The sequence below is a fragment of the Pseudomonas sp. AC242 genome (assembly GCF_979258655.1).
In genome coordinates this window covers 1,647,832-1,674,074 of sequence record NZ_OZ409873.1, presented here as the reverse complement: position 1 = coordinate 1,674,074, position 26,243 = coordinate 1,647,832, and the positions used below count along the sequence as shown (strand labels likewise).

23 protein-coding genes are annotated in these 26,243 nt (G+C 60.3%); 18 read left to right on the top strand and 5 right to left on the bottom strand.

Features of this window, described 5'->3' with window-relative positions:
- Window positions 1-51 precede the first annotated feature (51 nt).
- The 4 genes from ACZZ0A_RS07650 to ACZZ0A_RS07635 all read right to left on the bottom strand — a co-directional run bounded on the left by ACZZ0A_RS07650 (window position 52) and on the right by ACZZ0A_RS07635 (window position 6,128).
- Window positions 52-1,119, bottom strand: a complete 1,068-nt coding sequence (locus ACZZ0A_RS07650) for a lipocalin-like domain-containing protein (protein ID WP_463542785.1) — start codon at window positions 1,117-1,119, stop codon at window positions 52-54.
- Entirely contained in the window at window positions 1,109-3,583 is a 2,475-nt protein-coding gene (locus ACZZ0A_RS07645) for an ABC transporter permease (RefSeq protein ID WP_463542784.1), read from the bottom strand. Before ACZZ0A_RS07645 ends, ACZZ0A_RS07650 begins: the two co-directional genes overlap by 11 nt.
- Window positions 3,580-4,233 carry an ABC transporter ATP-binding protein gene (locus tag ACZZ0A_RS07640; RefSeq protein ID WP_007919484.1) on the bottom strand — a complete coding sequence of 218 codons (654 nt, stop codon included), beginning with the start codon at window positions 4,231-4,233 and terminating at the stop codon, window positions 3,580-3,582. Before ACZZ0A_RS07640 ends, ACZZ0A_RS07645 begins: the two co-directional genes overlap by 4 nt.
- A gap of 197 nt (window positions 4,234-4,430) precedes the next feature.
- Entirely contained in the window at window positions 4,431-6,128 is a 1,698-nt protein-coding gene (locus ACZZ0A_RS07635) for a sulfatase-like hydrolase/transferase (RefSeq protein ID WP_463542783.1), read from the bottom strand.
- A 387-nt stretch (window positions 6,129-6,515) separates the two neighbouring features.
- Between ACZZ0A_RS07635 and ACZZ0A_RS07630 the strand changes: the two genes are divergently transcribed.
- From ACZZ0A_RS07630 to ACZZ0A_RS07555, 16 genes are all read left to right on the top strand, one after another.
- Window positions 6,516-7,868, top strand: coding sequence for a UDP-glucose dehydrogenase family protein (locus ACZZ0A_RS07630; protein ID WP_095111616.1), 1,353 nt, complete (start codon window positions 6,516-6,518; stop codon window positions 7,866-7,868).
- On the top strand, window positions 7,865-8,902 hold the full coding sequence (locus tag ACZZ0A_RS07625; protein ID WP_463542782.1) for an NAD-dependent epimerase: 1,038 nt from the start codon (window positions 7,865-7,867) through the stop codon (window positions 8,900-8,902). Before ACZZ0A_RS07630 ends, ACZZ0A_RS07625 begins: the two co-directional genes overlap by 4 nt.
- A gap of 18 nt (window positions 8,903-8,920) precedes the next feature.
- Entirely contained in the window at window positions 8,921-9,667 is a 747-nt protein-coding gene (locus ACZZ0A_RS07620) for a sugar transferase (RefSeq protein ID WP_007919478.1), read from the top strand.
- Window positions 9,667-10,314: a CpsD/CapB family tyrosine-protein kinase gene (locus ACZZ0A_RS07615; RefSeq protein ID WP_095111617.1), complete on the top strand. Its 648-nt coding sequence runs from the start codon at window positions 9,667-9,669 to the stop codon at window positions 10,312-10,314. Before ACZZ0A_RS07620 ends, ACZZ0A_RS07615 begins: the two co-directional genes overlap by 1 nt.
- Before the next feature lie 21 nt (window positions 10,315-10,335).
- Window positions 10,336-11,358 (top strand): polysaccharide biosynthesis/export family protein, encoded by a 1,023-nt coding sequence (locus ACZZ0A_RS07610; RefSeq protein ID WP_007919474.1) that lies wholly within the window; start codon window positions 10,336-10,338, stop codon window positions 11,356-11,358.
- A 16-nt stretch (window positions 11,359-11,374) separates the two neighbouring features.
- Window positions 11,375-12,967 (top strand): GumC family protein, encoded by a 1,593-nt coding sequence (locus ACZZ0A_RS07605; RefSeq protein WP_007919472.1) that lies wholly within the window; start codon window positions 11,375-11,377, stop codon window positions 12,965-12,967.
- Window positions 12,964-14,052: a glycosyltransferase family 4 protein gene (locus ACZZ0A_RS07600; RefSeq protein WP_095111619.1), complete on the top strand. Its 1,089-nt coding sequence runs from the start codon at window positions 12,964-12,966 to the stop codon at window positions 14,050-14,052. Before ACZZ0A_RS07605 ends, ACZZ0A_RS07600 begins: the two co-directional genes overlap by 4 nt.
- Complete coding sequence (locus tag ACZZ0A_RS07595) at window positions 14,049-15,416, top strand: O-antigen ligase family protein (RefSeq protein ID WP_463542781.1); 1,368 nt, start codon at window positions 14,049-14,051, stop codon at window positions 15,414-15,416. Before ACZZ0A_RS07600 ends, ACZZ0A_RS07595 begins: the two co-directional genes overlap by 4 nt.
- Entirely contained in the window at window positions 15,413-16,381 is a 969-nt protein-coding gene (locus tag ACZZ0A_RS07590) for a glycosyltransferase (RefSeq protein WP_123374858.1), read from the top strand. The genes ACZZ0A_RS07595 and ACZZ0A_RS07590 overlap by 4 nt, the downstream gene beginning before the upstream one ends.
- The gene (locus tag ACZZ0A_RS07585) at window positions 16,374-17,510 is read left to right on the top strand and encodes a glycosyltransferase (RefSeq protein ID WP_007919437.1); all 1,137 of its coding nucleotides are present in this window, start codon (window positions 16,374-16,376) and stop codon (window positions 17,508-17,510) included. The genes ACZZ0A_RS07590 and ACZZ0A_RS07585 overlap by 8 nt, the downstream gene beginning before the upstream one ends.
- Window positions 17,511-17,523: 13 nt before the next feature.
- A complete protein-coding gene (locus ACZZ0A_RS07580; protein WP_007919436.1) occupies window positions 17,524-18,525 on the top strand; it encodes a polysaccharide deacetylase family protein in 1,002 nt (333 codons plus the stop codon).
- Window positions 18,522-19,829 (top strand): oligosaccharide flippase family protein, encoded by a 1,308-nt coding sequence (locus ACZZ0A_RS07575; protein ID WP_007919435.1) that lies wholly within the window; start codon window positions 18,522-18,524, stop codon window positions 19,827-19,829. Before ACZZ0A_RS07580 ends, ACZZ0A_RS07575 begins: the two co-directional genes overlap by 4 nt.
- Complete coding sequence (locus tag ACZZ0A_RS07570; RefSeq protein WP_463542780.1) at window positions 19,826-21,745, top strand: hypothetical protein; 1,920 nt, start codon at window positions 19,826-19,828, stop codon at window positions 21,743-21,745. Before ACZZ0A_RS07575 ends, ACZZ0A_RS07570 begins: the two co-directional genes overlap by 4 nt.
- 68 nt (window positions 21,746-21,813) lie before the next feature.
- On the top strand, window positions 21,814-22,503 hold the full coding sequence (locus ACZZ0A_RS07565) for an N-acetyltransferase (protein WP_463542779.1): 690 nt from the start codon (window positions 21,814-21,816) through the stop codon (window positions 22,501-22,503).
- A gap of 4 nt (window positions 22,504-22,507) precedes the next feature.
- Entirely contained in the window at window positions 22,508-23,698 is a 1,191-nt protein-coding gene (locus tag ACZZ0A_RS07560; RefSeq protein WP_463542778.1) for a GNAT family N-acetyltransferase, read from the top strand.
- Window positions 23,695-24,387, top strand: coding sequence for a GNAT family N-acetyltransferase (locus ACZZ0A_RS07555; RefSeq protein ID WP_007919427.1), 693 nt, complete (start codon window positions 23,695-23,697; stop codon window positions 24,385-24,387). Before ACZZ0A_RS07560 ends, ACZZ0A_RS07555 begins: the two co-directional genes overlap by 4 nt.
- 125 nt (window positions 24,388-24,512) lie before the next feature.
- Here ACZZ0A_RS07555 and ACZZ0A_RS07550 read toward each other — a convergent pair whose 3' ends face one another.
- A complete protein-coding gene (locus tag ACZZ0A_RS07550; protein WP_463542777.1) occupies window positions 24,513-25,310 on the bottom strand; it encodes a class I SAM-dependent methyltransferase in 798 nt (265 codons plus the stop codon).
- A gap of 249 nt (window positions 25,311-25,559) precedes the next feature.
- On the opposite strand from ACZZ0A_RS07550, the gene ACZZ0A_RS07545 reads away from it, so the two are divergent.
- Window positions 25,560-25,739, top strand: a complete 180-nt coding sequence (locus ACZZ0A_RS07545; RefSeq protein ID WP_463542776.1) for a helix-turn-helix domain-containing transcriptional regulator — start codon at window positions 25,560-25,562, stop codon at window positions 25,737-25,739.
- 56 nt (window positions 25,740-25,795) lie between these two features.
- Window positions 25,796-26,143 carry a hypothetical protein gene (locus tag ACZZ0A_RS07540; protein ID WP_322846658.1) on the top strand — a complete coding sequence of 116 codons (348 nt, stop codon included), beginning with the start codon at window positions 25,796-25,798 and terminating at the stop codon, window positions 26,141-26,143.
- Window positions 26,144-26,243: the final 100 nt, after the last annotated feature.

The following is a 26,243-nucleotide window of genomic DNA, read 5'->3' as shown; positions in this document are numbered from 1 at the left end:
CTCAACAGATCGCAGCCTTCGGCAGCTCCTACAGGGATTTGCGGATACCTTTCAGTACCCGGTCATTTCCAGATAGCCCCGGCCGGGATGGCTGCCGCTGATGCGCACCGGACCTTCCCAGTACGGGATACGCAGGTTCATCCAGGCGTTGGGGTTGAGCGCGTCGAGGGTAATGTCGAGGTGTTTGTCGGGGATGCTGATCGTCCATTTCACCGGCATAACCCGGCCAGCGACTTTCGCGGTGTCTTGCGGGTTGAGCTGGATCTGCGAGCTATTCAGGGTTTGCGTGTGGCCATCGGCAGCAATCCAGGTACCGGTGAGATACGGCGCGCCGTCCTTCTGGCGCATGCGGTAAAGCATCACGTGTTCGCCGCTGTCCAGGTGCAGGGAGAACCAGTCCCAACCGGTTTGATTGGCGGTCAGTGGCTGGCTGCTCCATTCCCGATCGAGCCACGCGGGGCCGCTGACGGTGTAGCTCTGGCCGTCGATCTGCAACGTTCCGCTGGCCTGGAAAAACGGCTGGCTGTAGTAATACGACGCCTGCCCCTCTTCGGATTTCTGACTGAACCCCTTGTCGCCCTGCAACACCAGCGGGCGGCTGGAAGTCAGGTGCAGTTGATAGGCGAAATCCTTATCGCGAGCGCTGAGTTGCAGGTCGCTCAGGGGATCCTGCGCCTGACTGGCAAACCGCCAATCATCGATCCACGCCTCGAACGGCGCCAGTTGCACACCCGCCTGCCCCACCCCGCCTCGGGCGTAACGTTCGGCGGCGTGATGCACCGTGCTCGAAGTCACCGCCGCATGCCCCAGCCAGATCGTCTGATTACCCCACCCTGCCGTCTCCGCCACAGGTTTTAAAGCGCTGCGAAACAAGGTCCACTGCACGCCGAATTCATTGCCCTGCTGATCCTTGAGATTGGCGGTGACGTACCACCACTCAATGCGAAAACCGTTATGCGCAGCGTGATCCGCCGGAAAACTGAACACTCGCCCCGGCACCACCGGCGTGAACGCCAACGCCTGATCGCCCATCCCGGCGAAGCCTTTCTGCTCCGGCACCGATTGATCGCAACCACCGAGCAGCAACAAAACCATCAGCACAACGAGGTTAATCCTCATGGGCAAACGTCCTCAACAGGTCCGCCGGTTGCGTGCGGTACAGCGAGTACAGCGGCCATGCCGACGCCAGCAACGTCGCCAGCAACGCCCACCCCATCAACTGCAGCAATTGCCACGGAAACACCCGTAACGGCAGCCGCCAGCCAAACGCTTGCACGTTGATCACCGCATCCAGGCACCACGCCAGCGCGATCCCCAGCGGCAACGCTAACACCAGCGTCAGCACCGCCAACAGCCAGGTCTGACCAAGATTGAGCAGCATCAATTGCCGCCGCGTTACGCCCAACGCCCATAGCGGTGCGAGTTGGCCGAGGCGGCTTTGACTCTGGGTCAGCAGGCTGATGAACAGCGCCACGCCCGCCACCGCCAGGGTCAGGCTGTTCAACGCCGCAGTGGCCGCAAAGGTGCGTTCGAAAACCTGCACCGACCAGCCCTTGAGCCGCGCCTGATCGACGATGCGGCTGTCCTCCAGTTGAAAGCGCGCCTGCAAGCTATTCAACAACGCCGGGATGCTCTGCGGCTCGATGCGCAGATTGAAACGGTTCGGCGTCAGTTGCGGCCAGCCGCGCAGCAGGTGGTGGTGGATACTGACCAGCAAATGCCCCTTGGGATTGCCGTAGTCGGCGTAGATGCCAACGATGCGCGGCGACCAAGTGCCGTTGGGTGTCGGAATCGCCACATTTTCACCCACGTGCAATTTCAGGCGCCGGGCGATTTGCTCGCTGAGCATCACCGCATCATCCGTGGCCAGATGTGCCCACGGATCGTCGCCCATCGCATCAAGCAGCGGCCAGTGCTGGCGATAATGCGCGTGATCGATGATGCCGAACACTTCCGCCGGCCAGCCTTGCAACGTCACCGCGACCTGCCAGTTGGGCAGAATCGCCGCAACATTCGGCTGCTGCTTGAGCCAACTGTACATTTCCCGCGACTGTGCCGGATTGCTCGGGTTGATATACAACTCGGCACTCAGGCGTTGTTCGAGCCAGTCGTTGAAGGTCTGGCGAAAACCGGCGGTCATGCTGCCGGCGCCGATGTTGGCGGCGAGCGCCAAAAGCAACGCCATCAACGCCAGACTCAGTGCCGGCAGTTGCTGGCGGCAATCGGCGAGAAACCACTGCCCCAGCACCGAGCGACTGCGCCCGAGCAACTGATTCAACAACGCGCTGAGCAACACCGGCAGCGCCAATGCCGCGCCGATCAGCAACCCGGCCATGAGGACAAAACCACTGGCCAGACTGTCGCCCCAGATCAACGCCGCCAACGCAATCAAAACCAACCCTGCCGCCAGCCAACCTTGTCGGCGCAGCCAGCGCGCGTATTGCTGATGCCAGGCTTGCGGATCGGCCACGGCCAACAACGGCAAACGGGCGGCGCGCAACAGACTGTTGGCCCCGGCAAGCAACGCGCCGAGCAGGCTCAAGCCGATGCCGCTGAACCACCACCACGGACTGAGGCGCAGCTGCCCCGCCACTTCGGCGCCATACAAACCGCGCAGGCTGGCGGCGACATCCGGCAGCAAGACACTGGCCAACCAATAACCGCTGATCACGCCGAACAGCCCGCCGATCAGCGCCAGCACACCCAGCTCAACGATCAAGCACAAGATCAACATACGCGCGCTGACCCCACAGGCGCGTAAAGTACGCAACAAGCCGCGCCGTTGCTCCAAAGCAAGGCCGATGGCCGCGTGAACAATGAACAAGCCGACCACGAACGAGAGAAATCCCAGCGCATCGAGATTCAGGTGAAAGCTCTCGGTCAGTCGCGCCAGATTGTTTTCCTCGCCGCTGCTTTTGAGCTGCAACTGCCCCTTGAACACGGCGGGTAACTCGGCGTGAAAATCCTTGGGCAACAACAGCCGCGACAATTGCCCGGGTTGTTCCAATAGGGTCTGCGCGACGCCGATGTCGACCAGCAACAGGCCGGGCGCCATGTCCTTTTGCGCGAGCAATGGCGGCAATCGCAGACCATTAGCCGTTTGCGGCGTGTCGCCTTCGCGCAGACCCAGCGCTTGCAAGGTTTCCGGTGAAATCCAGGTACTGCCCGGCGGCGTGAAAAACTCGACGACACGCTCAATCGGCAGCGCCTGCCCGGCCACTGCGGAATCGGCCGGCAATGACACCGGCTCGATGCCCATCAGTTGCAGGCGCTGATCTTCATGGCCCTTGAGCAGCAACCGACCCTGCAGCAGTGGTGACACCGGCCAGCCCTGTCGACGCAGATCAACGAACCATTGCTGCGCAAAAGTCGCCACGTTCGGTGTGCTGAGACTGGCCTGCGGTTCACCGCCGATCAATTGGCTGGCCCGCGCGTAGCTGTCGCGCGCCTGACTGTTCAACGCTTCGACGCCAGTCAACAGACTGGTCGCCAGCCACAACCCGGTCAGCACACTGAAAAACTGCACCGGATGACGCCGCCAATGGCTGAGCAACGCGCGTAGCGTTTGCGCAAAGACGATCACGTCAGCCGTCCACTGGACAACACCACTCGCTGCGCCAATCGGGCCGCGACTCGCGGGCTGTGGGTGACCATCAACAAAGTGGTTGGCGTGTCATCGAGCAATTCCAGCAACAACCGCAGGACTTCGTCGCTGGTGGCTTCGTCGAGGCTACCGGTGGGCTCATCGGCCAACAGCAATTTCGGCTGCGAGGCCAGCGCCCGGCCCAACGCGACCCGCTGCTGCTGACCACCGGAAAGTTGCTCGGGATAACGCTTGAGCAAATCGCCGAGGCCCAAACGCTGCACCAGATGCGCCTGCCAACGCGGCTCATGACGCCCGGCAAGGCGCGCCTGAAAAGCGAGATTGTCTTCGACGCGCAGGCTGCCGATCAGGTTGAACTGCTGGAACACCAGGCCGATTTCGCTGCGCCGCCAATTCGCCAGTTGCGCCTCGTTCATCGTTTCCAATCGATGCTCGCCGCTGCGAATGCTGCCGCTGTCGACTTTGTCGAGGCCGGCCACCAGGTGCAGCAAGGTGCTTTTGCCACTGCCGGATTCGCCCATCAGTGCCAGGCTGCTGCCGGATTCCAGCGTCAGGTCGACGCCTTGCAGCACCGGCAATGGGCCTTGCGGGGTGAGATAACTTTTGAAGACGTTTTCAACACGAAGCATGCCGCCACCTGATCGGTCAGTGTGGGGCAAGGATAGCGGATGCCGGTGACAGAGCTGAATCTTGCGGTGAACTCTATGGCCTCATCGCTGGCAAGCCAGCTCCCACAGGGAATGAGGTTGTTCACAAATATTGAATTCCCTAAAACACTGTGGGAGCTGGCTTGCCAGCGATGGGGCCAGTCCTGCCAACTCAAAACTTACTGACCAGCCGCGACACTCGCCGGCGCCTGAGATGGCGTGACAATGCTGCCCAGATCAATGTGCTTCCACTCAGGCTTGGCCCCCAGCCGCGCATTGAAGCGGTAGTTGAAGGTAAATTCATCCGCCGTCGCGACACTCAGTGGCTTGCCATAAACAGCCTCGATCCCCGTCAGGTCATAGCCCATCAACTGCAACAGCGTCGGGAAAATGTTGTAGTGGCTGGAACGATCCTTGTTCGCCGCCAGTTGTGCCGACCAGTCCAGCGTTTTCAGATCGCTGCCCTGAATCACCACCAGCGGCACCAATCCTTCCTCCTCCACTGGATCGCCACCGCAGTGAGTGTTCAAGCCCGGATTACCGCGCTCATGCAAATCCTGGCCATGATCAGACGTATAGATCAGCAACGCATTGTTCAGATTGCCCTGAGCGAACACCCGCGCAAAGAACTCGCCGACGTTCCACAACACGGTGTTCTTGTAGGCGTTGCGGTACAACACCCAATCATCAGGCTGACCATTGAAACCGTTGCGCTCGCCGGTATCGGCCACCTCGGTGAACTGCCCGCGCGGCAAGGTCGGGCGGTAGGCCATGAACGCATCCGGGTATTTGTCATGCACCGGGAAGTGCGCGCCGACCTTGTTGATCACCACCAGCTCCGGCTGGTCATCGTTGAGCAATTCGATCAGCTTCGCTGCCGCCGCCATGTCGCGATCGCGCACGCTGGTCTGGTCGAATTGCACGAACTGGTCGATGTCCTTCTTCTCGGTTTCGGTCATCAGGTTCTGCAGGTTGCCGGCGGTGCGCTGGGCGTCGATGTACACGGTGCGCAGACCGGCCTTCTTGGCGTACTGCCAAATCGACGGCAGCGTGCTGTTGATGCGCATGTAGTCGGCGCGGGTGCCGCCATAGCGCAGGGTCACGTTGGTGTCGGCGCTGCAATTGGCGATGGACGCCGCGTAGCCGTAATTGAAGACATCGACGCCGGGACGCGCCTGTTTGAGGTTGCTGTGCACACCGAACGGCGCGTTGATGTCGAGGTAATTGCCGGAGATGCTTTCGTCGATGATCAGCACGATGTCATGCCCGACGGCTTGTGAGGTGCGCGCCAGCGTCACTGGTTCGCGCGGGCCGACGGTGTTGTGCAGCGCTTCATAGGCAAACAGATTGAGGTAGGCCAGCGGCGTGTACATGATCGGCAAGCCGCGCGCGCCCTCACCCGCTCGCAAGAACAGCACCGCACTGAGCAGCAGCACACCACACAGTGGCGCCGCCACACGCAAAGCGTTGGGAACCGCCAACCCATGGCGGGGCTTCAGACCGATGCCGAACAGCAACAGCAAACCACTGAGCACGCCACGCAGGAGCGCGTCCCGGTACTGGTACGCCGCTTCCTGGATGAAACCGCCGGAGTAAACCAATGACACGAAACCGCTGTAGGTCAGGTAATCCGCCGTGACCCGGGTATAGACATCGAAAAACACTGCCGAGACAAACATTGCCAATGCGAACACGTGGCGAATGAGAGTCTGCCTTATATACGCCATTAGATATAACGCCAAAGTAAGCGCCAAAAACATCGCGCCAAAAAGAAGTACAGAAAAACTGAAGCCGATAGCATTTAACCGATCAATGTAATATTCGGAATAAATCAACAAATAAACAATTAAGAGCAATTCTTTGGCATATCTGAACATGGCGATACCGATCGGGCAAAACGGCAGGGAGTCAAAGGTTTGTCAGTCAGAACCTGACACTAGCACCCGGCCATCAAAGCGCAAGAATTGACTGTTTTTTATAGAAAGCGTCAAAAAAACGGTGACTCAAATCTGACACAGCCAAGACGCTATAAGCCTTTAAATTAGCGGCTTACGACCGTTTATCGCTTATTTAAAATCTGAACAAATCTGCACAAAAGCAACAAATTCAATCGCAGCAATGACTTGATGGCCAATCGCCAAAAAATGCTTAAGTGTTATACAGATGCAACATGTCATTTTGCTGACACGCTTTTCAAACGCTGCGCTATACCCCTTTAACAATCTCATTCCGTAGTTAACTTTTGGTGTTACTGAGGTGCGCAGATGGACGTGAGCGTATTTGGCACTGGCTATGTCGGACTTATACAAGCCGCCGCACTTGCAGATGTCGGTCATCGCGTTTTATGCGTGGACATTGACCCCAACAAAATTAAACAACTGCAACAAGCAGTGCCGCCCATTAGCGAACCAGGTTTATCCAGCACGCTTGAGGAAAACATCAAGGCCGGCCGTCTGCTGTTCAGTACCCAGGCCAGCGACGCCGTCGAGCATGCCGAGCTGATTTTCATCGCCGTCGGCACCCCGGCCGATGAGGATGGCTCCGCCGACCTCAGCCATGTGCTCAACGTCGCCCGGCAAATTGCTTCGTATATGGAAGCTGACCGCACCCTCATCATCAAATCCACGGTACCGGTGGGCACGGCCGATCAGGTGCTGGCCACCGCCAACAGCGAACTGCTGCGCCGCGGCAAGACTGATCTGCAAGTGCGGGTGGTGTCCAACCCGGAATTCCTCAAAGAAGGTAGCGCCCTCGCCGACTGCATGCGTCCGGACCGGATCATCGTCGGCACCCGCGACGACGCGGCCCGCGAGCAGATGAGCGAGCTATACGCACCGTTCTGCCGCAACCACGAAAAACTGATGTTCATGGACAACCGCAGCGCCGAACTGACCAAGTACGCCGCCAACGCCATGCTCGCCACGCGCATCAGTTTCATGAACGAGTTGGCCAATCTCACCGAACTGCTCGGTGCCGACATCGAAGCGGTGCGCAAAGGCATCGGTTCGGATCCGCGCATCGGCTACCACTTCATCTATCCGGGCTGCGGCTTCGGTGGCTCGTGCTTTCCCAAAGACCTGCGCGCCCTGCTGCACACCGCCGAACACAACGGCATGCCGCTGAAACTGCTGCGCAGCGTCACCGACGTCAACGACCTGCAGCGGCACATCCTGTTCAGCAAACTCAAAGCACAGTTCCCGCAAGGCCTGGCGGGTAAATCGATTGCTGTATGGGGTCTAGCGTTCAAACCCAACACCGATGACATGCGCGAAGCCCCGAGCCGTTATCTGATGGATGCGCTGTGGGCCGAGGGTGCCAGTGTGCAGGCCTACGACCCGGAAGCCATGTCCGAATGCCGGCGCCTCTACGGCTACCGCAACGATCTGCACCTGTGCGCCACCCGCGACGACACCTTGGAAGACGCCGATGCGCTGGTGATCTGCACCGAGTGGAAAAACTTCCGCGTGGTCGATTTCGAGTTGCTCGCCGAAAAGCTGCGTTCGAAGGTGATCATCGACGGCCGCAACCTCTACAACCCGGAACAAGTGGCGGCCGCCGGCCTGCATTACAGCGGCATCGGTCTACGTCACATTGCGCCTGAAGGACTACGGCCATGAAGGTCTTGGTCACCGGTGCGGCCGGCTTCATTGGTGCCCATTGCGTGCTGCGGCTGATGCGCGACGGACACTCGGTGGTCGGTCTGGATAATTTCAACGCCTACTACGACCCGCAACTCAAGCACGATCGCGTGCAATGGGTGCGTGAGCAGGTCGGCGATTTCCAGCTCGCCACGGTTGACCTGGCCGATGCCTCGGCCATCGAAGCGCTGTTTGTCCGCGAACGTCCGCAAGTGGTGATTCACCTGGCGGCGCAGGCCGGGGTGCGCTACTCGCTGGAAAATCCACGGGCATATCTGGACAGCAACCTAAACGGTTTCCTCAACATTCTGGAGAGTTGCCGGCATCACCCGGTCGTGCATTTGATTTACGCCTCGTCGAGTTCGGTGTACGGCGCCAACCAGCACACGCCGTACTCGGTGCAGGACGGCGTCAATCATCCGCTGTCGCTGTACGCCGCGACCAAGAAAGCCAATGAACTGATGGCGCACAGTTACAGCCACCTGTTCGGCATTCCTTGCACCGGCCTGCGCTTTTTCACCGTGTATGGGCCTTGGGGCCGGCCGGACATGTCGCCGATCCAGTTCGCCCGGGCGATCAGCGAAGGGATGCCGCTGAAGCTGTTCAACTACGGCGAACACCAGCGCGATTTCACCTACATCGACGACATCATCGAAAGCATCGCTCGCCTCACCCACCGCCCGCCGCACGCCGATCCGCAATGGGATCGCAAGCAACCCGACCCGGCCAGCAGCATGGCACCGTGGCGGTTGTTCAACATCGGCGGGCAGCATCCGGTTGAACTCAAGACCTATCTGGCGCTGATGGAAAAGCACCTCGGCCAGAAAGCCATTGTCGAGCTGCTGCCGCTGCAACCGGGCGACGTACTCAACACCTGCGCCGAGGCCAGCGACCTGGCTCAGGCCACCGGATTTCAGCCCCGGATAGAGCTGGATGAGGGACTCGGATGCTTTATCGCCTGGTTCCGCGACTACTACCCCACTGCCTATCGCCCACGCGCCGTTCGCGGCTGAATGAATGTGGAGGACTCCATGACTGGACATGAGAAAAGTGTAGCGATCCAAGAAATGCGCCGCGACAAGCGCGTGGATCCCGAGCACCGAATGCGTCTCGACGCGGCGATTCATCGCCAGGGTCGCGGCTGGTTTACGGGCCGCGACGGCGGTCGGCCATGGCAACTGTCACGCACCAATCGGGTGGTCGCCTGCCTTGGGGCGCTGCTGATCCTGGTGCTGATCTCGCCGCTGTTGCTGGGTCTGGCGCTGGTCATCAAATTCTCCAGCCCCGGGCCGGTGATGTTCGTGCAGAAACGCACCGGATATCGCGGCCGCAAATTCGGCATGTTCAAATTTCGCACCATGGTGGCCAACGCCGAAGAACTGAAAGAGTCGCTGCGTCACCTCAACAAACACGGTGCCGACGCGATCGATTTCAAGATCGACCACGACCCGCGCATTACCCGCATCGGCGGTTTCCTGCGGCGCACCAGCCTCGATGAATTGCCCAACCTGATCAATGTAGTGACCGGCGACATGCGCTTGGTCGGCCCGCGTCCGACCTCGTTCAACGCCTACCGCTACAAGGACAACCACCTTGCCCGTCTGGCGATCTACCCCGGCATGACCGGCCTGTGGCAGATCTCCGGACGCAGCAATATCGACTTCGACCAGCGCGTTGAGTTGGACCTCAGCTACATCGCCGAGCAGAGCCTTCTGCTTGATCTGAAGATTCTGTTGAAAACCCCCTTCAAAGTATTCAGCGGCCACGGAGCAAGCTAATGGACGGTTCAACCAATAAAAGCCTGAGCATCGCCACCCCCAGCGAATCGAACCTGACCTCGACCGTGCTGGATCTCGATCTGCGGATCCTGTTCCTGACCGCCGCCAACCCCGGCGCCGGCACCACCACCAGTGCCCTGGCGCTGGCCAGCCAACTGGCGCAAATGAGCAGCGGCCAAGTGCTGCTGGTCGACGCCAGCCAGTCGGCCGACAACCTCACCCAGCAGTTGAACCTGAGCAAGGAGCGCGGCCTGCGCGACTTGCTGTTCAACCCCGACAAACCGCCGCTGTTGCAGGACTGTGTGGTGCAGGTCTCAAGCCTGCCGTTCCACGTGCTGCCCAACGGCCGGCCAATCCGCACCCTGGAGCACCTGACCGCCGAGCGTCTGAGCCCGTTGCTTGATCAATTGGGCAGCCAGTACCGCTTCGTGGTGATCGACGGCGACGCGGTGTACTCCGCCGCCGACACGCTGGTGATCAGCACTCAGGTCGACGGCGTGGTGTTTGTGGTACGCGCCGAAGACACCCGTTGGGAAGTCGCCCAGGCCGCCGTGCAACGCCTGACCCAGGCCGGGGCAAAAGTGGTCGGTAGCGTGTTCAACCGGCGCAAGTACTACATGCCCAAATGGCTTTACAAAAACCTGTAAGCGAACGCAAAGGATGACGCCATGAACGCCAAAATGCTTGTCCTGCTGTTGCTGCCGCTTGCAGGCTGCACCAGCAATTCCGAAACCCGCAACATGCCGGTGAATATCCTCACCGCCACACCGGCCAATGCGCAGGCCACCGACATGCCGAGGGTCGAGCAGACCCTGCGCCCGAAAGATGTGCTGGATGTGATTTTCCACATCAGTACCAGTGGCTCGGACGCTTACCGCGTGCAGTCGGGTGACCAGATCGGCCTGAACTTCACCGCCGCCAGTCAGCTCAACGGCACGCAACTGGTGCTGCCTGACGGCACCATCGAACTGCCGGGCGCCAACACCTCGGTGAAAATCGCCGGGCTGACCAGCGACGAGGCGCGGCAGGAAATCCAGCGCGCCTATCAACGCAAGCAGCTGTTCCAGCCCAACCGCAATCAGCTCTCGGTGCAGATTCTCAGCCCGCTGAGCAACGAGCAGAACCTCAAAAGCGCGCTGAACCACCCGGCCACCGGCATGAGCCGCGAAATCACCGTCGGCACCGATGGCTATGCGAGTTTTCCGGAAATCGGCGCTGTGCCGCTGCAAGGCATGACGGTCAATCAACTGGAAACCTTCCTCAATAGCAAGTACGCGCAATTGCCGGGACGGATGACTGTGGATGTGCTGCTGAAATCCACCGCCGGCAACGAGATCTACGTACTCGGCGAAGTCGCTCAACCGGGCTCGTACCCGATCCGCCGTCCGGTGTCGGTGCTTGAGGCGCTGACCCTGGCGCGCGGTACCAATGTCAAGGCGCGTCTCGATTCGGTGGTGATCATGCGGCGCAACGGCAATCAGGTGCAGGCCATGAACTACGACGTGGAGAAAGCACTGTCGGGCGATGCGCCACAGATCGCCTACCTGCAACCGGACGACATGCTTTACGTACCGAAAACCAAACTGGCCAGCGCCGGCGAACTCGCCCGCCAATTGGCCGATGTGGTGCTGTTCCAGGGCGTGGGTTTCAGCTTCGGCTACCGCGTCGACAACAAAGGCAGTGACAACTGACTCTCAGGTGAACGACATGAACCCAAAAGAAAATTACCTGCACGAGTTCTTCAGGATTTTCTTCGCCAACAAGCAACTGGTGAAGCGCATCTTCCTGATCTTTGCAGTGATCGCGCTGTTGCTGCCGCTGTTGCTCAAACAGAGCTTCGATATCACCGCACAGGTGATCGTGCAGTCGAAAAAACTGTCTCAGGGCGATGCGACCACCTCGCTGACCCAGGACAACGCCACCTTCATTCCGCCATCGCTGGCGGATATGGAAACCGAAAGCAATATCCTCCGTTCGCCGGCGCTGATCCGTCAGACCATCAGCGAACTGCGCGATCAGGGTCAGTACAACCCGCCACCGGGGATGCTCAGCAAGCTGCTCGGCGAACCGTTCAAGAATTACGTCAGCACGCCGCTGCGCGAATACGTGATCAATCCGCTGCGTGATGCACTGGGCATGGAAACCGATCCGGTGCGCGACACGGCACTGGATGGCTTGACCCAGGAAGCCATCGACAATCTGAAGATCGAAACCCTGCCGGGTTCCAATGTGATCTCGATCGTCTACAGCTTCCCTGATCCTGCCCAGGGCACAACGTTCGTTGCCACGTTGCTGCGCAACTATCTGGTCGATCGTCAGGCGCTGCAATCGATCGAGCTGCCGCACTCGTTCTACGAGACCAAGAAGCATCAATATCAGGTGCGGCTCGATGGTCTGGAAGGCGCACGGCTGAGCCTGCTGGAAAGTGTCGGTTCGTCCGATCCGAAAGAGGAAATCACCTTTCGCCTCAACGCGATCAACACTGAAGAGCAGGCACTCAACCTGTATCGCGATCGCTTGCTGCAAAGCCAGCGCTGGCTCGATTACCTGAAAACCAGCCTGGCCGCCGCCAACACCAACAAGCTCAACGACTACACCTTCCCGTTCACCTTCACCACTACGGTGGACAACATCGCGTTCGAAGACCGTGAGATCCGGCAGATGGGCGAGGCACTGACCACTCAGGTCAGCCGCTATATGAATGACCTCGCGGTATTTCAACCCAGTAGCGAACCGATGTTGCTGACCCGCGAGCAAATTGCCCGCACCCGCCAGCAGTTCCTCAAAGTGGTCAACAACCGCATCCAGGAACGCACGATCGACCTGTCGGTGGTCAGCCAGGTCATCGAGCAGAAAACCGCGCGCATTGCCGAATTCAAGAATCGCATCCATCAATTGCAGCAAACCCAAAGCAAGCTGCGCCAGATGGACACCGAGATCGGCGCATTGCACGCAGCGTTTTCAACCTATGCGCAACGCTTTGCCGAAAGCAGCACGACCCGCGCGCTGGACAACGACTTGTCCAACGCCCGTGTCTTGAGTCCGCCGTATGAACCGACCGAGGCGGCGTTTCCCAAGCCGATGCTGATCATTCCGTTTGGTTTGCTCACCGGTCTGCTGCTGGCCATTGCCTTCGTCTATGTGCGTGAGTTCTTCGATCACCGCTTCAAACATCCGGCGCAAATCAGTCATGAACTGGGCCTGCCGGTGCTGTTGGTAATCAATGAAGAAACGTCGCAGCCTGGCAATCCGCACAAGAACTGGACCATGCCCAGCCTGGTTCACTGGGTGCGCAATTGAACGCGGCGTCCACCCCGTGCGTCGCCCTGCCGATCATTCATTTGCTCAGCAGCGGCGGCTTCTACGGAGCCGAGCGGATGTTGCTGGATCATTGCCTGGCGACGCCGGGGCAGCATCAGGTGCTGTTCCTCGACGCGCCAGCCGAGCTGATCGAGCGCTTTCGTCAGGCCGGGGTGGACGCCCGCGGCTGTGCCGGGCTCGGCGGACTACTGCGGCACTTGCATCAGCGCCGTAGTGACAAGCCGTTGCTCAACACGCACAACTTCAAAGGACAACTGTTTGGCTGGGTCGGCGCAACGCTATTGCGCCTGCCGCTGGTCATCACCCAGCACGGTTTCACCCCGCGCAGTCGCAAACAGAAGTTCTACACCTGGCTGAGCCTGCAATTGTGCCGCACGGCCTCGGTGAAGCGGGTGATCTGTGTAGCGCAAAGCATCGCTGCGCTGCACCGTGAGGCCGGCGTCCGTGCAGAGAAGTTGCAGGTGATCCCCAACGGTTTGCCAGCGGCGTCAGCGGCGCCGCCGCTGGAACGACAACGCTGGCTGGTCGGTTACGTCGGTCGGTTGAGCAGCGAGAAAGGCCCGGATCTGTTTCTCGATGCGCTGATTGCGTTGTGTCACCAGCATCCGCAACTGGACGCGGTGATGCTCGGTGACGGTCCAGAACGTGAAGCCTTGCAGGCGCGTATCGACGCTGCCGGTTTACCACAGCGGATTCGCTTGCCGGGCTATCAGACGGCGATGCAAGGCTGGTGGCAGCAACTCGATGCGCTGGTGATCAGCTCGCGCACCGAGGGTACACCGATGATTCTGCTTGAAGCGATGCAGGCCGGTGTGCCCGTGGTGGCGTTCGCGGTCGGTGGCATTCCCGATGTCTTGCAGGACCGCCACAACGGCCTGCTCGCCGCACCGACCGATACCGCCGCCCTCGCCCGTCAGCTCGACACGTTGCTGGCCGAACCGAAGCTGGCCGCGCAACTGCGCGACAACGCCAGACGCACACAACAGGAACGCTACGACCTCAAGGCTTTGGCTGAACGCTGGTCGCAGCTGTACATCCACACGGCAGGGGAGGCACGCGCATGATTTTCCCGCTCTCGATCGTCAGCCTGCTGGCACTGGTCTGCATGGCTTTGCTGGTCAGTCCTTATCCGTATCTGGCGCCGGGGGCAGTGCTAGGGCTGCTGGGTTTCACGGTGCTGTACCGCAAACCGTCGTGGGGCCTGCTGGGTATTGCCGCGATGGTGCCGTTTGAAGGGTTCTTTAAGGACAGCGCGTTATCGGGGAGCAAATTCATCGGTGCTTCGCTGGCACTGATCCTGGCGTTGCAACTGGCATTGCATCAGATTCCATCGCAGCGCCTGCGCAGCAATCTGTGGCGCTACCTGATCGGTTTCATGGCGCTGTACCTGCTGAGCCTGCTCGCCACCGACAACATGGGCATGTCACAGAGTCATCTGCGTGAACTGAGCGTGGGCCTGATTCTGTTCGTGATCACTTTGTTGATCGGCCGCGAACTGAACCTCGATCTGTTCGCCCGACTGGTCACGCTCAGCGTCAGCACGACCTGCGCGATGGCGATGTTTTCCAGCCGATTCCAGGACAAGGGCCGCGCCGCCGGCCTGCTCGAAGACCCGAATGCCTTTGCGCTGCTGATCGCCTTCGCCGTGCCGCTGGGCCTGCTGCTGGTGATTCGCAGCCCGAATCTGCTGCAGCGTTTGTTCTGGGCGGGCTGCTGCCTTTTGCTGCTCGGCGGCATGACCAAAACCGAGTCGCGCTCAGGGCTGGTGGTACTGGCCTTGAGTCTGGCGATCGGGGTCTGGCATTACCGCCAGCACCTCAACCGTATCCGTCCCCGGCATTTCGGATTCGCCATGCTCGGCGCCGCCATCGTGCTGCCATTGGCGATTTATGCGATGCCTGCCGGTTATCTGGCGCGCATCCAGTCGCTGAGTATCTTGAGCGCCGGGGCCAAGGCTCAGGATGAATCCCTCGGCCGTCGCGCCTCTTACATTGTCGTCGGCAGCCAGATCATCCGCGAGCATCCGCTGCTCGGCTCGGGCCCGGGGACATTCCCGTTGCACTATGCGACTACCGGTTATGCCAAGGCATTCTCGGCCAACCGCAAGATCGGCGACCTGTATCGCCGGGCGCATAACACTTATCTGGAGATCTTCAGCGAATTGGGGATTCCCGCCGGCCTGCTGTTTGTCGGCATGCTCGTGCAGGGTTTCTACAACCTGATCCGCGCACGACGCGAATGGCTGCAACGGCGCGAGTGGCAGCAAGCGGACCTGATGACCCATCTTGGAATGAGTTTCCTGTCGTTGACGTTGTTTCTGATGTTTCTCAGCGCGCCGAACCTGAAGTACCTGTGGATCATGCTTGCACTGACCTGGGTACTGCGCCTGAAAGCCGAGCAAGCACCGCTGACGGAGGCCAGAGCATGAGCCGGATCAGCATCGTCATTCCGATGTACAACGAGGCACGGCACATCGGCCGCACCCTCCTGGCCGCTCGCAAAGCTGCGAACGCCGCCGACATCGACTGTGAACTGATCGTCGTCGACAACGGTTCCACTGATGACGGGCCACAGATCGCCCGCGCATTCGGTGCACAGGTGCTGGTGCTCCCCGGCCTGCTGATCGGCGCCTTGCGCAATCGTGGCGCAACGGTTGCCAGCGGTGAATGGCTGGCGTTCATTGATGCCGATATCGAAATGCCCGAAGACTGGCTGAACGAATTGTTCGCTCTCGAAGCGCAGAATCAGGGCGACATCTTTGGCCTGGATCTGCACACCCCCGCCGCCGCGCCGTGGTACGCGACCGCCTGGCAACGGCGCATGTTGCGTCCATCAGCGCACGCCAGTCGCACCGTGGACTGGCTACCCAGCGCCAACCTGTTGATGCGCAAACGGTGGTTTGACGTCGTCGGCGGATTCAACGAAACCCTGCGCACCGGCGAAGACAAGGAATACACCTTGCGTCTGAGCACACAGGGCGCTCGGCTGCTGTCGACCAGTAACAGCATCGCCCTGCATTGGGGCTACGAAATGAACTGGCGCGAGTGGATGGGCAAGGAGCTGTGGCGCCAGGGCAGCCATCTGCAGTTGCTGCGCACCCATGGCATGAGCCTGCGCCTGCTGCGTTTTCCGCTGCTGTCGTTGCTGGTCTGGATGACGGATTTTCTATTGATCGTTGCCTTGCTCGCCGGCCTCGCGCAGCTCGCGATGATCCTGCTGGTGCTGACCCTGCTGCCGAGTCTGATGCTCAGCGTGCGGCAGAGTATCAAGCACCACAATGCTCGCCTCACCTTGCAACTGTGGGGTCTGCACTGGTTACGCCTGCACCTGCCCAGCGCGGCACTTGTTCTCAGTCTGTGTCATTGGAACGCCAGGAGGCCCGCCCGTGGCTGAATTCATTTTTTGCCTGTGCCTTGTGCTGCCGGCGTACGCCTACATCGGCTATCCGCTGCTGCTGACCTTGCTGGCGCCGCTGTTCCCGGCCTGGCGGCACGCGCCGGCACCGCCGCTGAACGTCAGCATCGTCATCGCCGCGCACAACGAGGCGCGACACATCGAGCACAAGTTGCGCACCCTGCTGGCCCAGGATTATCAGCCCGCAGCGCTGCAGATCATTCTCGCCAGCGACGGCTCGAGCGATGACACCGTGGCCTGCGCGCACAAAGTGATCGATCCGCGCATCACCGTCCTCGACCTGCCGCGCCAGGGCAAAGCCGCCACACTGAATGCCGGCGTCGCTGTGAGCAGCGGCGACATTCTGGTGTTCACCGACGCCGACAACCAATGGTCGCGCGACACCCTCGGCCATTTGCTCGCGCCGTTGAGCGATCCGCAGGTCGGTGCCTGCGCCGGGCACATGGTGATCCCGGTCACCGGTGGTGGCCTGAGTATTGGTGACAGCCTCTATCGGCATTACGAAGGCTGGTTGCGCCGGGTCGAGAATCGCACCGGCTGCATGGTCTCCGCCGACGGCGCCCTGCTCGCCTTGCGCCGCGAGCTGTTCCAGAACGTACCGGCCGAGGTCAACGACGACTTCTTCATCAGTACCTGCGCGCCGGTCGCGCACAAACGCATCGTTTACGTACCCCAGGCGCAAGTGATCGACCAGGGCGTTGATGAAGCGGGCAAGCAATGGCGCCGCCGCCAGCGGGTCACGGTTGGTGGCCTGCAAAGCCTGGCGCAACGCAGCGCACTGCTGAACCCGTTCAAGTACGGCCTTTATTCCATTGCCTTGATCAGCCACAAACTGATCCGCCGTCTCGCGCCGATTCTCTTGCTGCCGCTGCTGCTGAGCAATTTCTGGCTGTGGAACGAACACGGTTTCTATCGCCTGAGCCTGATTGCGCAATTGCTCGGTTACGCGGTGGCCATCGCCGGCCTGCTGGATTCGCAACACCGTTTACCCAAACCGTTCCGCCTCGCAGCATTCCTGCTGGTGACGCTGGCCGGCATGAGCGTCGGTCTGTGGCAGTTCCTGCGCGGGCAACGCTACGCACAGTGGAATCCTGACCAGAATCGTTGAGAGGACTCATGCCATGGCGATCAAACAACTGCTAAAACGCACCAGCGGCTGGCTCTATCTCAACTCGTCAGTGGGGCGCAACCAGTTGCACGGTGCCGGGGTCATTCTGATGCTGCATCGGGTACTGGCCAACGACCGTGCCGCCAACCTCCCGCACCGCAATGAACTGTGCGTCGGGCCCAAGGCCTTCGAGCATTTACTGCTGTGGCTGCGTCGGCATTTCGATTGCGTGCCGCTGATGGAAATCCTCCAGCCCAATTCGCTGCGCAGCGAGCGCCCACGGGTGGCGCTGACCTTTGATGACGGCTGGCGCGACAACGCCGTCAACGCCTTCCCGCTGCTGCAGAAACATCAGGTACCGGCGAGCATTTTCCTCTCCACCGATTTCATCGGCAGCCGTCAGCGTTTCTGGTGGGAAAGCCTTGGCGAAACCCTGTGGGGCAGCCACGGTGAAAAAGCGCGGATGCACTTGATCGAGTGCCTGCAGTTCATGCATCACCCATTGCCGGTACTGCTCGATGACATCGATGTCGACCGCCGCAGCCTGGCGCTGCTGCATTTCCTCCAAGGGTTGAAGACGCTTGACCCGCAGGAACTGGAAAAACTCACCGATGAGTGCCCAGCCGAATCACAGCCGCAAGCGCTGGACTGGCATCAAGTGCGCGCGCTGGAGGCTTCCGGTCTGGTGCGCTTTGGCCCGCACGGTGCCAGCCACGCCATCCTCACCGGCCTTGATGATCAGCGCCTGAACGAAGAAATCAGCCGCAGCCGCGATGCCTTGTACAACAGCTGCAACCGCCCACTGCCGGTGTATTGCTACCCCAACGGCGACAACGATGAACGCGTGCGCGAGCAGATCGCCAATCACGACTACCCGTTCGCCCTCGGCACCGGCACCGGCATTTATCGCGGCGAAGGCGACCCGCTGAACCTGCCGCGCTTCGGCGTCAGTCAGCGCATCGCCTGCAATCCGGCGTTGTTGTCGTGGCGCATTTATCGCGGGGCAAGGTCATGAGTCGCGGTAGCTACCTCAAGCATCTGGCCCTGAGCATGGGCACCAAACTGGCAATGATTGCCTTGCGCCTGCTGCGCAATGTGTTGCTGGCGCGGATTCTCGGCCCGAGTGAACGCGGTTTGTTCGCCCTGCTCAGCACCCTGCCGGATCTGATCAGCGCGGCGACCAGCGGCGGCTTGAATTCGGCAGTCGGTTATCAAGCGGCCAATCAGCGGCCAATGGGCTTGTTGCTCGCTCAGGTGTTGGTGTTCGGCTGTGTTCTGGCCGGGCTGCTGACCTTGCTGGTGGTCGCGCTGGCCCGTGAGTTCGGCAGCGAACTCGATGTGACGATGCAGCTCGGTCTGCTGGCGTGGCTGTTGCTGCTGGCGGTGCCGCTGACCGTCCTTAAGAGCGGTTTGCTGACCTTGCACAACGCGTCGGGCGGCGTGGTCGCCTTCAATGTTCTGCGTCTGATCGAATCCCTCGCGCCGCTGCTGTTGTTTGTTGCGCTGTTCTGGATGTGGAAAGAGGCCGCACTCGAAGCCGCGCTGATCAGTTGGCTGGCCGGCATCAGTCTGGTGGTGCTGGTCGGCTGGATGTGGCTCAAACGCGCACAACCGCTGCAACTGCAATGGGATCGTGCGAGCCAGAACGAGCTGCTGCGATTCAGTGCGCGCAGCCATCCGGATCTGCTGTTCCAACAGATCATTCTGCGCTCCGACTACTTGTTTATCGGCGCCCTGCTGGGCAGTACCGCGCTCGGCCACTACGCCATGGCCAGCGCCGCCGCCGAATTGTTGCTGATCGTTCCGGAGGCGGTCACCACACCGCTGATGAAGCGACTGCTGCAACAGGACAAAGGCATGGACAAGGTCACGCCGCTGGCCCTGCGCCTGACCGCCACGGTGATGCTCGGCGCCTGCCTGACGATGGCAGTGATCGGCGAATGGTTGATCGTCACGCTGTTCGGTGCGGCGTATCAACCGGCGTATCCAGCGCTGCTCGCGTTGCTGCCCGGCCTGTTGGGCCTGTGCTATGCGAGCATTCTGCGGCTGGATCTGATTGGCAAGGATCGCCCGGGCACGGTGTCGTTGCTGATGGGCATCGGCGCTCTGCTCAACCTGGCGCTGAATCTGCTGTTGATTCCTGCCTTCGGCATTGTCGGTGCAGCGGCGGCTTCATCAATCGCCTATCTGGCGGTGACGGTGGCGATGCTGGTGCTTTATTGCCGCTTGAGCAACGTGCCGTTCTGGCAAACCTTGATCATCCTGCCCAGCGACATCACCCCGATGTGGTTGATGCTGCAACGTCGGAAGACAGCATGAAACGCCTGGCCCTGCTGTTCGGACTCGGCCTGACGCTGGACGCCTACGCGGCGTCGATGCGCTGGGGCGATATCCGCGACGGCAGTTTGTATCTGCAGGCCGATCGCGCGGACACCGTGACCGTCAGCTGGGTGCCCGCGTGGCAGGCAGAGGCTAACGAAGAGCATCTTTACCTGCTCGACGGTCAGGGCAAGTTGCAGGGCGAACGGTTGATCAAGGCCAATGAAACCCGTGGCAGCCAGAGCTGGCCGCTGGCACCTGGCGCTGCGAGTTATCAACTGGAGATTCCCGGCTACAGTTTCCGCGGTTACCGGATCGAACATGACGAAAAAACCGTGGCGCTGTTTGCCCCGGCCAAGGTGCATTTCAGCGCGGAAGTACGTAACGCCACTGAGCTGTATTTCAGCGTCGCACCCGGCGAACACGCGGTGCTGGCCGGCAAGTTCCATGGCGGCGTCAGCGGTTTGCAGGCACAGCGGGTTGGCGATGGACAGCAACTGTCATTGGCACTGAAACCCTATCGTGCCTATTGGCAGTTCGATCAAGTCGCGCTGCCCGTCAGCGAACAACCGCAGGTCTGGCGCCTGCTTCTGCAAGGTAGGGGCAAAGCAGCATTCTGGCTCGATGGCACGGCGAATCTGTTTGCGCAGAATCCGCAGCAGCTCAAACCCTTGCAGTCAGAACCGGGACAGACGCGTCTGACCCTGCACGACAAAGTCCTCGGACGCACGCCGGATCTGGGAATCGCACTGCCTTACCTCGTACCGCCGCCGGCCAGTCACGCCGTACTCGATGCCTTGAAACCCACCGCTGCGAGCTACTACAGCTTCGTTGACGTCACCGCGAAGAATCCACATTTCGAAGACGCGTTCCGTCAGCTTTATCAAAATCGCTTCGGCATTCGCCAGGACATCACCCTGCTCGCCGGCACCGGGCGTCAGGCCGATCTGCGTGCCGATGGTCAAAGCAACAGCGGCCTCGACGCCTGGCTCGCCGGCACTCGCGCCCTGGGTGGCAAAGGCACGCATTACATCGGTTTCGCCGACGAGCCTAATCTCAACTATTCAAGCTACGAACAATACCGGGCGATCTTCAGCAGCATGGCGCGGCAGGTGCGCAGCGACCCAGCCAACGCCAAGGCCGGCGTGCGCATCGCAATGCCGGCCAGCTCGCGGCTGGTCAACGGGCCGTTCACCGAAAACGCAGCAGACAAGCGCGGCATCGATTGGGCGCGGCGTCTACTCAGTGAATCCGCCGATCAAGTCGATGCATTGGCCTGGCATGAATGGATGATTCGCGACTTGCTGGCGACCCGGGTCTACCGCGACAGCGTACGCCGCGCAGCAGACCTGGTGGGGCTGGACGCTAAAGGTCAACCACGCAAAGCGTTGCTGCTGGATCAGACCAATCTGTCCAGTGGCTCAGCCCTGAGCCCCTACGATCAGGAAACCCATTACACCGCGCTGTGGTGGGCCTCGGTGGTCATCAACGCCTCTCAGGATGGCCTGCTGAGCATGCTCAACTGGTTTCAGGCCGCCGACGAACCGCCCTACGGCAAAGGCATGGTGCGCATACATGACGATGGTCGCTTCGAGCTGAAACCGGTGGGCCTTGCCCAACAATTCATCGCCCGGCATTGGCTGCCGCAAGTGCTGCAACTGGATAACGACGCTTTTGAGGTGGATGTCCTGGCGATGGCCGGCGACAAGCAGCGCGCCCTGCTCGGGGTGAACAAAGGCACGCGCCTGCAACGGGTTGATCTGAGCGGTGCCCGGTGCCCGCTGAACCAAAGCGCCCTGCGTTTCTTCGGCGCTGACAATCGTAGCAGCGACGCATCGTTTTCCTGTGAAAACGGGCGGGTGCGTTTCGAATTGCCGGGGCAAACCCTGTTTGCCCTGAACTGGAGCGCTTCATGAACTGCCCTTCGATGTTCTGCCCCGCGAGCCTCTTGCTGTGCGTGGGATCCTCAACAGGAGAAGAGACCATGGATGTTTTGCGAAGACTCAGCGGACATATCCGTCGTAAAGGCCTGCGAGCGACCTTGGCGAAGATCCGCAGAATGTACATTTTTGCCCATCAGGAACTGCTGTGGATGGAGCGCGATCTGGTCAGCCCCGTGCCGCCACACAGCCTCAAACCCTACCCGCCACTGCGCATGCTGAAGATCACCGCAAACAACGCCAGCGCCTTTACCCGCTACTTCGGCAACCGCGTCGGCGTCATGGCCGAACTGGCCAGTGACGGTCACACCGGGCATATGCATGTCGACGACAAAGGCGATGCCGTGGCGTTTATCTGGGGCACGCCGCGCGACTATTTCGATCGGCATTACTACCGCTGCCGGTTTCCGGTTAAACCCGGCGAGTTTTTCGAGTTCGGCGGCGAACTGACCCGTGCCTACTGGGGCACCGAATTGTCGGTAGATCTGCAACTGCGTCTGTGGAAAGCCATGGCCGCCCAAGGCTGCCGCAAAGTGGTCGATGTCTGCGACTCGAGCAACGTCCCGGCGCTCAAGCTGCACCTGCGCATGGGCTATACCGAACAACAGCGGATCATGAATATCTACACGCTGTTCGGCCGCTGGCGCTTCTATCGCGAAACCCGCTACAGCGGCTCGCGTCTGGCGGCGCTGGGTAAAACTTCCCGTCCACCTGTCAAAGCAACGGCGGCCTGAACCCATGGTGATGCGATTCGAATGGCGCACCTCTCTATGCCCTGCCGACTTCCCGGCAACAGCCTTCGAGGCACTGCGCCTGCGCGTGGCCGACCACACGCCGTTCAACAACCTTGGCTGGTTGTGCGCAGCAGAGCAGGCCCTGGACGAGGATCAGCGCCTGCACATTCTGCTCGGCTGGGAAGCCGAGCAATTGCTGCTGTGCCTGCCACTGGTGGCCAGCCGCGAACGCTTCACTGGCGTACCGTTTCGCGTTTTGCATCACTTGGGTTATCCAATGGCCGATCGCCTGGCCCTGCTGTCGTTGCTCGGCAGCGAAGACATGCACAAGGCGCTGGTGCTGATCCGTAAGCATCTGCCCCACGCGCTGCTGCAACTCAATGAACTGTCGGAACCTGCCGGTGAAGAAAGTGCGCTCACCGAATGGATGGCGCGCAGTTCCACGGCTGAACGACGCCTGAGTTGCCGAGTGCCAGTGCATCTGATCAGCGACGCCGATCATCAGGAGATCTCCGGCGACCCGCGCTACAAGCTGCGTCGGGCGCGCAAACGGATTGCCGCATGCGGTGCGCAAGTGCGACGAATCACCCCCGATGCGCTGTCGATGCCTACGATTTTAGAAGCGCTGCAGGAAGTCGAGTCGGTCAGTTGGAAAGGCGATGAAGGCGTGGGGATTTTCGCCACCGAACGCAGTCGTCAGTGGATGCAAAGCGCTTTCACCGCCCTCGCCGCTCAAGGACTGGTGCGGGTCGTGACGCTGGAGCTGAACGGCCGCTGCATCAGCTATCGCCTCGGCCTGCTCGAACAGGGCCGCCTCTACGATTACAACCTGGCGTTTTTGCCGCAGTACGCCGACCTCGGTAGCGGCCGGGTATTGCTGGAGGAATGGATTCGTTGGGGGCTGGATGAGCACTGGCGCTGGATCGATGCGTCGCGGGTCAGCCTGGAAAACTCCAGCCATCAACTGCACGAACGCATGACCGGGCAACTGGAACACTGGCGCTGGAGTTTCTACTCGTGGCGCCCGAGCGGTCTGCTACTGGGCCTGGGGCTACGCCTTTGGCACCACGTCAAACCGGCCCTGCAAAAATGGCGCGCACAGCGTGCCGGCAACTCGACGGCGGCGAACACATCCGAAATTCAACCGGCAACACCATCCAACACACCTGGGCTAGCGCCTCGGAGGGCATCATGAGCGTCATCGAAAATCTGCTTCTGCGCATCAAACAAAAAGGCCTGCGCCGCACCCTTGGCGCGCTGTGGAAACGTTACGTGTTCGCTCATCGTGAACTGCTGTGGATGGAGCGCGACCTGGTCACGCCGATTGCCCCGAACAAACTGCGCCCCTGCGAAGGTTTGCGCAGAGTCGACATCACCGAGGACAACGCCAAGGCATTCGGCAAGTACTTTGGTGACCGCGTGGAGACCATGGCCGAATTGGCCGCTGAAGGACATACCGGGCATATGTACCTGGACCAGGACGGTCACACCGTCGGGTTCGTCTGGGCCAGCACTCAAGACTATTACGACCGCCACTTCTACCGCTGCACGTTCCCGGTCAAGCCCGGTGAATACTTTCAGTTCGGTGCCGAAATTACCCGGCACTATTTCGGCAGTAGCTTGACCGTCGATGCACAGACCGCACTTTGGCAAGTCATGTCTGCCCGAGGCTTCAAAAAAGTCGTGGATATCTGCGACAACGCCAATGTACAGGCGCTGAAGATGCATATTCGCCTGGGCTATCAGGAACAAGGGCATATCACCCATGTTTACGACCTGTTCGGGCACTGGCGTTTCTTCCGCGAATCGAACTACAGCAACTCGAGACTGGAGGCGCTGCGCAAGCCGGAAAGACCGGTAGTGACGGCGGCGGCGCAGGCTTGATTCAGTCTGGATATTTGTGGCGGCTTTGATGCCGCCATCGCGAGCAGGCTCACTCCTACAGGGGTATGCATTTCAAATGTAGGAGTGAGCCTGCTCGCGATGAGGCCGGTTGCCGCACCGATCAATCACGCCTTGGTGGCGACGAAGGTAAAGCACATCGGCATCTGCGCCTCTTGATTCAAATACCGGTCATAAACCTCTTCCCGGTTCGAATGCGCATACTCCTTGAAGTGCGCAATATTCAGCCCCGCCGCAATGGCAGCGCTGAAGATGGCGCCAAGGTTATGCACAAACCAATACGACTTCGCCGACTGCTGCTCAACCTTGCCGCCATAGACAATTGGCTCTTCCTGGACAAACGGCTCGGCGCGAAAGTACGAACTGGCGAGGCGATACGGATCTTCCGCCTCCGGATCGACCATTTCCAGAAACGGATGGGTTTCATAGATCACCAGTTGGCCACCCGGTTTCAGCGTTGAAGCGACATGGCGGAAGAACTCGCCGATGTCCGGCATCCAGTTCAAAACACCAATGGTGATCAACGCCACATCGAAGCGGTTCTGCAACGACGTCGGCAGATGATGGATATCGCTTTCGATGAACTCGGCGTTGTGCGGTGAACGCTTGTTCAGCTCGCGGGCCTGTTCAAGAAACGCCGCCGATTGATCGACACCGACCACGCTTCTGGCACCCAGCGCAAACAGCGAGAGACTCTCGCGGCCATTGTTGCAGCCCAGTTGAATCACATCTTTGCCATCGACCTCCAGCAACCCGCTCAACGTCTCATCAAGGCAAGAGAAATCCGCCTGCGCGACCTCGCCGAGCAAAGCCTGCCAGCCAGGCGAATCCTGGTGATGGCGAGCGGAATCGTTCCACGCCTGTCGATTGCTCTCGATGGCGGTTTTATTGTTGGGCACTTCCATAGCGCACTCCGGACGATGCTGGTGATTGAGCGGATCCGAGTCTAGATCAGCCCGGCAATTGCGGTTGTTGCAAACTTGTAAGCCAATTCCTGCGGCAGCTCCTACATATCAGGGTGTTCTGGCCTACAAATGTCGGCGAATTATCAAAACAGATAAAGGACACGGCTGACTATTCAACTCTGCTCACGTGGATACCCTCACAAAGCGCAGTCATCCGACGCGCACAAAAATGGCTAAGGAGGCTTAACCATGAGCCAGACTTTGACGAATTTCGACGTGATAGCACTGCTGGACAGTGACGAAGCCATCAGCGAATACCTGTCCCAGGTTCTTGCAGATGGGGATAACGAAGAGTTTCTTCGCGCAATCGGCTATGTGCTCAAGGCCTGCGCACAGCCGGGGCACGTGATCAATCACCCGGTTGTTTGAATGTCGGGCAGCTATAGTTAATAGCCTTGGGGAATACCGCACTCGCAGGTGCCGCCATGCTAATGCTCGATCGGCTGTTGTTGACCGGCTGTCTGCTCGCTGCCACTCAGGCGCAAGCGCTGGACAGCAATTTCAATTATTACGGGCCCAACCAGCCCTTCGCCCACCCTGCTCCGTATTCGCTGGGTTCCACGCCGCCCAAGCCTTACGACGATACGGCGCCGCAGGATTTTGTGGTGCTTCCGGGTGACCATGAGTTCTACGATTCACAACTGCCGACCGTGGCGGATGCGACGGTGCGGGTGTTTATCCGCACCTACGATGCCGAGCGCGGGATTTATGTGAATGACGAGGTGCTGGATCCGGGTTGTGTGCTGGAGTGTTTGAGTCGGCAGCAGCATTGATCCGGGTTGCCCACAACATCTGCTGCACCCTCGATCCCCTGTAGGAGTGAGCCTGCTCGCGATTACGGTGTGTCAGTCGACCTGTTTATTGGCTGACTCA